This is a genomic window from Streptomyces daliensis (assembly GCF_054782395.1).
This window is the reverse complement of record NZ_BAAGSO010000058.1, coordinates 2,423-13,104: the sequence shown is the minus strand read 5'-3', so window position 1 is coordinate 13,104 and position 10,682 is coordinate 2,423. Positions and strand designations below refer to the sequence as shown.

8 protein-coding genes are annotated in these 10,682 nt (G+C 72.0%); 6 read left to right on the top strand and 2 right to left on the bottom strand.

Going from position 1 to position 10,682, the window contains the following annotated elements; all coding sequences use genetic code 11:
* The first annotated feature begins 156 nt into the window (after positions 1-156).
* From ACYVOO_RS12395 to ACYVOO_RS12385, 3 genes are all read left to right on the top strand, one after another.
* Positions 157-975 (top strand): rhamnogalacturonan acetylesterase, encoded by an 819-nt coding sequence (locus ACYVOO_RS12395; RefSeq protein ID WP_461015709.1) that lies wholly within the window; start codon positions 157-159, stop codon positions 973-975.
* An 89-nt stretch (positions 976-1,064) separates the two neighbouring features.
* Complete coding sequence (locus tag ACYVOO_RS12390; protein WP_461015708.1) at positions 1,065-2,369, top strand: pectate lyase family protein; 1,305 nt, start codon at positions 1,065-1,067, stop codon at positions 2,367-2,369.
* 125 nt (positions 2,370-2,494) lie between these two features.
* A complete protein-coding gene (locus ACYVOO_RS12385) occupies positions 2,495-3,670 on the top strand; it encodes a serine hydrolase domain-containing protein (protein ID WP_461015707.1) in 1,176 nt (391 codons plus the stop codon).
* 73 nt (positions 3,671-3,743) lie between these two features.
* Here ACYVOO_RS12385 and ACYVOO_RS12380 read toward each other — a convergent pair whose 3' ends face one another.
* Positions 3,744-5,195, bottom strand: coding sequence for a peptidoglycan D,D-transpeptidase FtsI family protein (locus ACYVOO_RS12380; protein WP_461015706.1), 1,452 nt, complete (start codon positions 5,193-5,195; stop codon positions 3,744-3,746).
* A 234-nt stretch (positions 5,196-5,429) separates the two neighbouring features.
* Between ACYVOO_RS12380 and ACYVOO_RS12375 the strand changes: the two genes are divergently transcribed.
* The gene (locus tag ACYVOO_RS12375; RefSeq protein ID WP_461015705.1) at positions 5,430-5,783 is read left to right on the top strand and encodes a DUF4333 domain-containing protein; all 354 of its coding nucleotides are present in this window, start codon (positions 5,430-5,432) and stop codon (positions 5,781-5,783) included.
* Between the two features lie 129 nt (positions 5,784-5,912).
* Here the strand turns inward: ACYVOO_RS12375 and ACYVOO_RS12370 are convergent, their stop codons facing one another.
* Positions 5,913-6,683 (bottom strand): IclR family transcriptional regulator, encoded by a 771-nt coding sequence (locus ACYVOO_RS12370; protein ID WP_461015704.1) that lies wholly within the window; start codon positions 6,681-6,683, stop codon positions 5,913-5,915.
* 123 nt (positions 6,684-6,806) lie between these two features.
* On the opposite strand from ACYVOO_RS12370, the gene ACYVOO_RS12365 reads away from it, so the two are divergent.
* Positions 6,807-8,339, top strand: a complete 1,533-nt coding sequence (locus tag ACYVOO_RS12365; protein WP_461015703.1) for an aldehyde dehydrogenase (NADP(+)) — start codon at positions 6,807-6,809, stop codon at positions 8,337-8,339.
* A 205-nt stretch (positions 8,340-8,544) separates the two neighbouring features.
* The gene (locus ACYVOO_RS12360; protein ID WP_461015702.1) at positions 8,545-10,353 is read left to right on the top strand and encodes a CocE/NonD family hydrolase; all 1,809 of its coding nucleotides are present in this window, start codon (positions 8,545-8,547) and stop codon (positions 10,351-10,353) included.
* Positions 10,354-10,682: the final 329 nt, after the last annotated feature.

Below are 10,682 nucleotides of genomic sequence, written 5' to 3'. Positions count from 1 at the left end.
GCGCCACCACGCCACCTTGCCACCAAGCCCCGCCTCGGTTCCGGGCCCTCGGGCCCGGGCCGCGGCGGGCGGTGGCGTTCTCGCGGCGAGGGACCGCCGTGGCCGGGGGATGTCCGAGGAGAAGCGGGGAGCGGAGGAGTGGGGATGGGGATGGGGATGGGGACAGGGATTTCGCGAAGACGGGCTGTGCTCACTGCCGGGGTGCTCCCGGTCGCGTACGGCACCGTCAGCACACAGACCGCGCACGCGGCACCTCACCGGACCGTCGTGTACATCGCGGGGGACTCGACGGCGGACACCAAGCTGCCGCAGTACGCGCCCGAGGCGGGCTGGGGCATGGCGCTGCCCGTGTTCCTCGGGGGCGGCGTCACCGTCGCCAACCACGCCATGAGCGGGCGCAGTTCGAAGAGCTTCTACGACGAGGGGCGACTCGCGCCGATCCTGGAGGCGATCCGTCCAGGTGACCTGCTGCTCGTGCAGTTCGGGCACAACGACGAGAAGACCGGGGACCCGGCGCGCGGCACCGACCCGTACACCACCTACCAGGGCTATCTGCGCCACTACCTCAAGGGCGCCCGCGACGCCGGGGCGCGGCCCGTGCTGGTGACGTCCGTCGAGCGGCGCCGGTTCTCGGGCGGAAGGGCGCAGCCCACGCACGGGGATTACCCGGCAGCGATGCGGGCGCTCGCAGCCGAGGAGCGGGTGCCGCTGCTGGACGTGCAGGCGGCCAGCCTGCGGGAGTGGGACAGGCTGGGGGAGGAGGGGACGCTGGGCGTCTTCCTCCACCTGCCGCCAGGCGTGTTCCCCAACTACCCGGACGGCGTCGCCGACAACACCCACTTCCAGCCGCACGGGGCCATCGAGGTGGCCCGGATGGTCGCGCGCGGGCTGCGCGACGAGCGGCTGCTGCGAGGCGTACGGCGCCTCGGCGAGGACATTCCGGACGATGTGATCACCTGGTCGGAGGCGAAGTGAGCATGCGGACAACGGAACACGCGGGGGCACGGAGACGGGCACGGACAGGGGCGCGGGGACGGAGCCGGAAGCCGGGGTACGGGTGGCCCGTGGCGGTCGCGGTCGTGTGCGCCCTCCTCGCGCCCGGCACCCTGGCGCACGCCGACACGCACACCGGCACATCAGCGGCCCGGGGTGGCGGCGGCCCCGATGACATCGTGTTGCCCGAGGGCGACGGCTGGGCCTCCCTGGAGGGCGGCACGACGGGCGGCGCCGGGGCCGACAAGGCGCACACCCACACCGTACGCACCCGGGCCCAGCTCGCCGCCGCGCTGGAGAAGGCGGGCGACGAGCCGACGGTCATCAAGGTCAAGGGCACCATCGACGGCAACACCGACGACCGTGGCAGGTCGCTGAGCTGCGAGGACTACGCGACCGACGGCTACACCCTGGAGAAGTACCTCGCCGCCTACGACCCGGACACCTGGGGCGAGAAGGACCCCGAGGGGCCGATGGAGGACGCGCGTCTCGCGTCGTCGGCCCGGCAGAAGGAACGGGTGGCACTGCGGGTGCCCTCGAACACGACCCTCGTCGGCGTGGGTGGCAAGGCCCGGCTGCTCGGGGTGAGCCTCCAGATCGCGGACTCCGAGAACGTCATCGTGCGCGGCCTGCGCTTCGAGGACGCCTTCGACTGCTTCCCGCAGTGGGACCCGGACGACAACACGACCGGCGCGTGGAACTCCGAGTACGACAACCTCGTGGTCACCGGCTCACGCCACGTCTGGGTCGACCACAACAGCTTCACCGACGGCCGCCGCCCCGACTCGGCCCAGCCCCACCACTTCGGCGCCCTCTTCCAGCAGCACGACGGCCTGCTGGACATCGTGCGCGGCGCCGACCTGGTGACCGTCTCCTGGAACGAGCTGTACGACCACGACAAGTCCGTCCTCATCGGCAACAGCGACGGCGCGGGCGCCACCGACCGAGGCAAGCTGCGGGCCACCTTCCACCACAACCTCTTCCGCGACCTCAACGAACGCGTGCCGCGCGTGCGCTTCGGCAAGGTCGACGTCTACAACAACCACTACAAGGAGAGCGGCCAGGCCCCCTACGGCTACAGCTGGGGCCTGGGCTTCGAGTCGGCGCTCGTCGGGGAGCACAACGCCTTCACGCTCCCTGACACCATCGCGCCGTACCGCGTCATCCACCCCTGGGTGAAGGGCGCCGCGATGACGGAGTCGGGCAACTACGTCAACGGCGACCCCTTCGACGTGCTGCGCTACTACAACACGCAGAACCCCGTCGCACTCGTCGGCGACGACGCGGGCTGGACCCCGAGCCTGCGCCCGCACGTCGACGACCCGGCCGACCTGCCCCGTCTTGTCGCGCGCGGCGCGGGTGCTGGCAAGGGCTGACCCTCGGGGTGCCCCCGGGGCGCCCTCCGGGGCGGCGGAGGAATATCCGTGGCCCCTACACGGCTGGAACGCGTACGGCCGGGCCCCCGGCCGTACGCGTCGGCCCACGCCCCCAAGGAGCGCCCATGAGCGGCCAGTTGCCCGTCGTGCACGGCACCGTGGCACCCGGCTACGAGCCGGTGGCCCAGGAGTTCGCGGCCGTGGCCGCCGTCGAACCGGGACACGGCGCGCAGCTCGCCGCCTACGAGCACGGCGAGCGCGTGGTCGACCTGTGGACGGGCCAGGACCTGGAGGCCGACTCCCTCCTCGGCGTCTACTCCTCCACCAAGGGCGCCGCCCACCTCGTCCTGGCACTGCTGGTGCGCGAGGGCACCGTCGAGCTGGACAGGGAAGTCGCCCACTACTGGCCGGAGTTCGCCGCGCACGGCAAGGACGGCATCACCGTGCGGACGCTCCTCGCGCACCGCGCCGGACTCGTCGGCGACGCGGAGGGCCTGGACCCGGACCAGCTCGCCGACGACCGCCTGATGGCGGCCCGGACAGCCGGGCAGCGCCCCTTCTGGCGCCCCGGCAGCGCCTTCGGCTACCACGCCCTCAACATCGGCGCGCTCACCGGCGAACTGGTGCTGCGCACCACGGGCAAGACGATGCAGGAGTTCTACGAGGCACGGGTGCGCGCCCCTTACGGGCTGGACTTCTGGATGGGCCTGCCCGAGGAGCAGGAGCACCGGGTGCTGGACATCCACCCCATGTACCCGACGCCCGAGCAGCAGGCCGAGCTGGACGCCGCCGCTTCCGCGCCCGACAGCCTGAGCGGCATCGCCTTCAACCGGCACCACCCGCGCAACCCGCCGATCGACGCGCTGGTCAACTCGCGCGCGGTGCGCGCGGCGGGCCCCGCCTCCTACGGCGGCGTCGCCTCGGCGCGCGGCCTGGCCCGCTGCTACGCCGCCGTCATCGGCGAGGTGGACGGGGCCGAACCCCTGCTGGACCCCGGCACGCTCGCCGAGTTCGGGCAGCTCCACTCGACGGGTACGGACCTGGTCTCGCGCCAGTACAAGGAGTTCGCGCTCGGCTTCCAGGCGTACGGGGCGACCATCCCGGTCCTGGGCCAGGGCAGCATCGGCCACAGCGGCGCCGCCGGGTCCCTGGGCCTGGCCGACCCCCGCGCGGGCCTCGCCCTCGGCTACACCCGGCGCCGCTACGGCTTCCCCGGCGGCATGGGCCCCGACGCGGTGCGGCTGGCCCGTGCGGTGCGGCTGAGCAGGGACGCGCGGGTGCGGGAGGGCGTCACGGGCTGAGCCGCGCCGGGCCGGGGCGGGCCGACGGTGCGACCGCGCCCCGTCAGCGGCCAGCCGTCACTCGTAGCCCGTGTCAGCCGAGGGCCGCGCTCATCAGCTTCTTGGCGATGGGCGCCGCCAGCCCGTTGCCGCTGACCTCGGCGCGTGCCGCGTCCGAGTCCTCGACCACGACGGCCACCGCGACCTGCTTGCCCTCGCTGTTCTTCGCGTAGGACGTGAACCAGGCGTACGGCGTGCCGCTGTTGTCCACGCCGTGCTGGGCCGTGCCCGTCTTGCCGCCCACCGTCATGCCGGGGATCTTCGCGTTGGTGCCGGTGCCCTCGTTGACGACGGTGCCCATCGCGGACCGGAGCTGGGACGCGGTGTCCTCGCTCATGACCTCCTCCGCGTCCCCGTCCTCGTAGCTCTGGAGCGTCGAGCCGCCGGAGTCCTGCACCTTGGAGACCATGTGCGGGTCGACCAGCTTGCCGTTGTGCGCGATGGCCTGGGAGACCATGGCCATCTGGAGCGGCGTCGCGGTCACCTCGTACTGGCCGATGCCGGACAGGCCCGTCTGCGCGGAGTCCATCTTCTTCGGGTACAGGCTCGTGTACGCGCGCACCGGCACGTCCTGCTTCTCGTTGTTGAAGCCGAACTTCTCCGCCTGCTCCCGCACCTTGTCGGCGCCCAGCTCGGTGGCCATCTTCGCGAAGACGGTGTTGCAGGAGTAGCGCAGCGCGGTGCGGATGGAGGCGTTCTCGCAGGGCGCCGAGGCGCTCTCGTTCTTCAGGACCGTGGAGCTGCCCTTGAGCGTGTACGGGTCGGGGCTGTCGGTGCGCTCGTCCACGGAGGAGTACAGCCCGTCCTCCAGCGCCGCCGCCGCGACGACCAGCTTGAACGTCGAACCGGGCGGCACAGGCTGGCGCAGCGCCCGGTTGAGCATGGGCTTCTCCTCGTCGGCGCTCAGCTTGTTCCAGTGGGCGGTGTCGCTCTCGTCGCTGCCGCTGATCTTCGACGGGTCGTACGAGGGGGTGCTGACCAGGCCCAGGATCTCGCCGTTGTCCGGGTCGATGGCCACGGCGGCGCCCTTCTTGTCGCCGAGCGCGGAGTAACCGGCCTTCTGCACCTTCGGGTCGATCGTCGTGATCACGTTGCCCGGCTTGGTGTGCTCACCCGTGACCAGGTTCAGCGGGTTCTTGAGCCGGTCGTCCTTGCCGTCGAGCACGTCCGTGTAGATCCCCTCGAGCTGGGTCGAGCCCCTGACCTGCGAGCTGTACCCGGTGACGGCGGAGTACAGGGACCCGTCGGTGTAGGTCCGCTTGTACTTGAGGTCTCCGCTGTTCACCTCCGACGACCCGGTCACGGGCTTTCCGCCCACGATGATGTCGCCGAACGGGTGCCCGTACTGCTCGATGGCGTTCCGCCGGTTCTTGTCGTCCTCCGCGAGCGCCTGGCCCTCGACGACCTGCACCCACGTCACGCGTCCGAGGAGCGCGAGCACGAGGGCCAGGATCACGACGGAGGCGCGCCTTACTGTCCTGTTCATCCCGCGGAAGAACGCCCGAAGCGGTAGTCGTGGTTCCCCACGCTGCCGGTTCTCATCGAACATTCATCTCAGGGTGGGGCGAGACGGGAGGGTCTGGGCCGCCCTCACGATCTTGTTGCCCGCAACCCGGAACCTGATCGTCCGGACCGGACGTCTCCCACTGCGTTCCACGCGCCTCCGGGAGCTCACGGGGGCCGGGAGTGACCGGCCATAACAGGATTCGAGGAGCACCGAATGAAGCGCAAGAACATCGTCATCATCGTCGTGGCCGTGGTCGCCGTCCTGGGCATAGGCGGGACGGTCGCCTGGAACTCGATGCCCGACGGGGCGACCGCCACCGCCAGCGGCCCTGGACACACCGTGCCGAAGGCCGACCTGGAGGAAGCGGGCAAGGAGTTCGGCCGCCCAGGCTCCGGTGACACGCCGGACAAGGTGAGCTGCCCGGGCGGGCTGAAGGCGAAGGTGGAGGAGAAGGTGGACTGCACCGCCACCTTCGGGGACGAGAGCAAGCCGATGGAGATCTCCGTGGGCGGTGTGGAGGGCGACGAGGTGTCGCTCACCTTCGGCGTGCTGGAGAAGAAGGCGTGACGTACTGACGTACTCACGTACTGACGACCGGCGCGCTTACGCGGGCGGTGTGGTGCGGCGGCCTCCCCGGCCGCCGGGGGCGACCACACCGCCGCGCCGTTTCCGGGGCCCTGTGGGGCCCCGAGGTTTTTACAGGCGCCGGGTGGCCAGCGTGAGCCGGTCCCGCGCGTCGAAGAGCGCGTCCTTGATCATCTGCTCGTGCGCCGGCGTCAGCCGGGCCACCGGCACCGAGCAGCTGATGGCGTCCCGCGCGGGCGTCCGGTAGGGGATCGCGATCCCGAAGCACCGCAGCCCGAGCGTGTTCTCCTCGCGGTCCACCGCGTACCCCTGCTCACGGACCGCGTGCAGTTCCTCGATCAGCTTCTCGCGGTCCGTGATCGTGTGCTCGGTCAGCGACGGCAGCGTCTCGGGCAGCATCTTGCGGACCTGCTCGTCGTCGTACGTGGCCAGCAGCGCCTTGCCCAGCGAGGTCGAGTGCGCGGGCAGCCGCCGCCCCACCCGGGTGAACGGTCGCAGATAGTGCTGCGACTGACGGGTGGCGAGATAGACGACGTTCGTGCCGTCGAGCCGCGCCATGTGGATGGTCTCGGTCGTGTCGTCCGAGAGCCGGTCCAGGGTGGGGCGGGCAGCGGCGACGACCTCGTCCCCGTCGATGTAGGACGTGCCCACGAGCAGGGCGCGCACACCGATGCCGTACCGCGTCCCCGTGGAGTCCGTCTCCACCCAGCCGAGGTCCACGAGCGTGCGCAGCAGCATGTAGAGGCTGGACTTCGGATAGCCCACGGCCTCCTGCACCGCCGCGAGGGAGTGCATGCCGGGCCGCCCCGCGAAGAACTCCAGCAGCTCCACCGTCCGCACCGCGGACTTGACCTGCGAACCGCCCGTCTCGCTAGCTGACATCGACCTTGACCCCTCTGTTGCGGCGCTCATAGAGTCCCTGCCAGTGATTCACTCACAGAGACGGCGTTCAGCATATCGAACGCGAGGGCTGTGAAGACAACCACCTGGCAGGAGGAACTCGCGGTGGCAGCAACACCAGTGTGGAGCGTTGACCCCCGGACCGGAAAGCAGCGGGAGCAGGTCGGGGTGGAGGCGAGTGCGGCCGACGTCGACGCCGCCGTGCGCGCCGCGCACGCCACCCGAGGGGCGCTCGCCGACCGCGACCGGAGGATCGCCTTCCTCCGCCGCGCCGCCGACGAACTGGAGGCGGTCCGCGACGAACTGGTGCGCACGGCCGACGCCGAGACCGCGCTCGGCGAGGCCCGCCTGACCGGCGAGGTCGGCCGCGCCGCCGGCCAGTTCCGCGCCTTCGCCGACGAGGTGGCCGACGGCGCCTACCTCGGCGTCATCATCGACCACGCCGCGCCCGACGCGACCCCGCCGCGCCCCGACCTGCGGCGCTACCGCGTCCCGCTCGGCGTCGTCGCCGTCTACGCCGCCTCCAACTTCCCGCTGGCCTTCTCGGTGCCGGGCGGCGACACGGCCAGCGCCCTCGCCGCCGGCTGCCCCGTCGTCGTCAAGGCCCACCCGGGCCACCCGGCCACCTCCTCGCTGACGGGACAGGCGCTGCGCCGCGCGGCGGCCGGGGCCGGACTGCCCGAGGACGTCGTCTCCGTCGTGCACGGCTTCGAGGCGGGCGTCGAACTCGTCAAGCACCCGCTCGTCTCGGGCGCGGGCTTCACCGGGTCCGTGCGCGGCGGCCGCGCCCTGTACGACGCGGCGGCGGCGCGCCCCACGCCCATCCCCTTCCACGGCGAACTCGGCTCCCTCAACCCCGTCGTCGTCACCGAGGCGGCGGCCGAGGAGCGGGCTGAGCAGCTCGGCGCCGGGCTCGCCGGGTCGATGACCATGGGCGTGGGCCAGTTCTGCACCAAGCCGGGCCTCGTCCTCGCGCCGGAGGGCGCGGCGGGCGACCGGTTCCTCAAGACCCTCACGGAGAAGGTGGCCGAGGCCCCCGGCGGCCCGCTGCTGACGGAGGACATGCGCGAGGCGTTCCTCGCCGGGGTCGCGGAGCGCGCCGGACTCGACGGCGTCGAGGCGCCGGTGGCCGCGGGCCCGGGCGAGGGCAACGCCGTGGGCGCGGGCTTCCTCACCGTCGCCGCGGAGAAGCTGGCCGCAGCGGGCCCGCACGAACTGCTGCTGGAGGAGTGCTTCGGCCCCGTCACCGTCGTCGCCCGCTACCGCGACGAGGACGAGATCACCGCCGTGCTCTCCCGCCTCCCCGGCAACCTCACCGCCACGCTCCAGCTCAGCACGGCCGAGACGGAGGGCGCCTCAGGGGCCGGGGCCAGGCTCGTCGAGGAGGTCACCCCGCTCGCGGGCCGGGTGCTCGTGGGCGGCTGGCCCACCGGCGTCGCCGTCGTACCGGCCCAGCAGCACGGCGGCCCCTACCCGGCGACGACCTCCACCTCGACGTCCGTCGGCGCCACCGCGATCGAGCGCTGGCTGCGGCCCGTCGCCTACCAGGACGCGCCCGCCGCGCTGCTCCCGGCCGAGCTGCGCGAGGACAACCCGCTCGGCCTGCCCCGCCGCGTGGACGGCACCCGCGAGGGCTGACCCCGCCCACCTCCCACTGATGCGGCCCGGCCGCCGGACACCGTCCACCCCGCGAGGGGGACCGTCCGGCGGCCGGGCCGCGACGTGTGCCACACCCTCCCCAACTTTCCCTCCCCGCACGTCTATTGACAGGTATTCGACAGACGAACGACATTACCTGGCAGGGCATGACCGACTGTTCAGTCGGACCCAACGGGGAGGCGTCATGGCACGACGACCGGGAAAGTTCCTGCTCACCGCCGCGAGCGCGGCACTGGGCGCGCCGCTCCTGGCGGCCGTACCCGCACACGCCGAGGACCCGGCGCCGACTCCCGCCACGGCCGACGTGCCCGCCTACGCCGTCACCCCGCTGAAGTTCACCGTCGAGGTGGGCGGCGACGGGCCCGGCGGCACGGGGGAGGGCGCCCACCGGTGCGTCGTGGACGCCGACCTCTACCGCCCGGCCGGCGCCGACGCGGACCACCGCGTGCCCGCCGTGCTCACCACCAACGGCTTCGGCGGCAGCAAGAACGACGCGGGAACGGTCGGGGTCGCCAAATCCTTCGCCGAGCGCGGCTACGCCGTGCTCTCCTACTCGGGGCTCGGCTTCGGCAAGTCGGGCTGCCGCATCACCCTGGACGACCCCAAGACGGACGGCGAGGCCGCCTCCGAACTCGTCGGCTTCCTGGGCGGTGAGCGCGCCGCCGACGACGGCACCCGCGCCGACTTCATCACCAGCGACGGCGAACACGACCCCCGCGTCGGCATGATCGGCGGCTCCTACGGGGGCGCCGTACAGCTCGCCACGGCGTCGGTCGACGAACGGGTGGACGCGCTGGTCCCGATGATCACCTGGAACGATCTGACGTACTCGCTGGTCCCCAACAACACCGACCAGACGCACGGCGTCACCTCCGGCATCCCCGGCGCGTACAAGACCCAGTGGACGAACGGCTTCTATCTCCTCGGCCAGATCCAGGGCCTCAAGGAACTGGGCACCGACCCCGGCCGGGCGAGCGTCGGCTGTATCAACTTCCCCGAAGAGATGTGCCGGACCAAGCGGATGCTCGACTCCGGGCGCTTCCCGGCAGGCGAGACCCAGGAGTCGATGGACCGCATCAGGGCCGCGTCCCCGGTCTCCTACCTGAAGCGGGTCAAGGCCCCGACCCTGCTGATCCAGGGCCAGAAGGACACCCTCTTCAACCTCAACGAGGCGGTCGCCACCTACGAGACCCTGCGCGACCAGGGCACCCCCACCCGCATGATCTGGCAGCAGTCAGGGCACAGCGGCACCGGCGACGACGGGCAGGACGGCTCGTACACGAACCAGCGGATCGCCGCCTGGTTCGACCACTATCTGCGCGACGACGCCGAAGCGGACACGGGGCCCGCGTTCGCGTACTACCGCGACTGGGCCGAGGGCGAGGGCGCGTACGCCACCTCCGACACCTTCCCCGTCGGTAAGAACAGGCGGCTCTACCTCTCCGGCGACGGGACGCTCGTCGGCTCGCGCGACGAGGTGCGGCGCGGCAGCCGCGAGTACCGCAACTGGCTGCTGGCGCCCAGCAGCTACTCCGAGTCCTCGCTGCTGGCCGCCGCGGGCCTCGACCTCCTGGCACCCTCCGACGCCAAGGGCACGCACCTCGCGTACACGTCGGCGCCGCTGCCGGGGCCCGTCGAGGTCGTCGGCGCCCCGAAGGCCAGGCTGAAAGTGGTCTCCCCGAAGGCCGAGGGGACGCAGGGCGACCAGGACGTGACGGGGAACCTGGTGCTGTTCGCGAAGGTGTACGACGTGGCGCCGGACGGCAGCAGGACACTCGTCAACCGGCTCGTCGCCCCGGCCCGCGTCAAGGATGCGACGCGGCCCTTCACGGTCACGCTCCCGGCGATCGCGCACCGGTATGAGGCGGGGCACCGGCTGGAGTTCGTCGTCGCCGCGGGCGACGCGGCGTACTACGGCAACCGCGGCATCAAGCCCGTCACCCTCACCAGCACCCCCTCCGACACGGGCACGCTTGACCTGCCGGTCGTTTGAAACACGGGGTTGCCGCTTCACCGGTTGCGCCGCTTCACGGGGTTCGGGGTGAAGGCTTCACGGGGTGCTTCTCTCCTGTGAGGGTGCGCCTGCTGTGGGTGCCCCTTTGGGGGTTCGTTCGCGTGGTGCGGGCCGGTGGCACGGGTTGTGCCCACCCGTCCCGCCAGCGGGACGATTGCCCACAACATTTTTGCGCCGCTGCACGGGGCGCTGCGCTGGGCTGGGCGCCGTTCTTCGGTGCGGGCCGGTGGCTTCGGCGCGGCGTGTGGTGACGGTGCGACGCGGCTGGCGCCGCGTGATTCCGGGTTTCCACCGTGGTTATGGGGCCC

What these genes read in the sequence shown, in the direction of transcription:
- ACYVOO_RS12385 (WP_461015707.1), top strand. Translation starts at nt 2,495, where the DNA reads ATGAGCGGCCAGTTGCCCGTCGTGCACGGCACCGTGGCACCCGGCTAC.
- ACYVOO_RS12360 (WP_461015702.1), top strand. Translation starts at nt 8,545, where the DNA reads ATGGCACGACGACCGGGAAAGTTCCTGCTCACCGCCGCGAGCGCGGCA.
- ACYVOO_RS12375 (WP_461015705.1), top strand. Translation starts at nt 5,430, where the DNA reads ATGAAGCGCAAGAACATCGTCATCATCGTCGTGGCCGTGGTCGCCGTC.
- ACYVOO_RS12395 (WP_461015709.1), top strand. Translation starts at nt 157, where the DNA reads ATGGGGACAGGGATTTCGCGAAGACGGGCTGTGCTCACTGCCGGGGTG.
- ACYVOO_RS12380 (WP_461015706.1), bottom strand. Translation starts at nt 5,195, where the DNA reads ATGAACAGGACAGTAAGGCGCGCCTCCGTCGTGATCCTGGCCCTCGTG.
- ACYVOO_RS12370 (WP_461015704.1), bottom strand. Translation starts at nt 6,683, where the DNA reads ATGTCAGCTAGCGAGACGGGCGGTTCGCAGGTCAAGTCCGCGGTGCGG.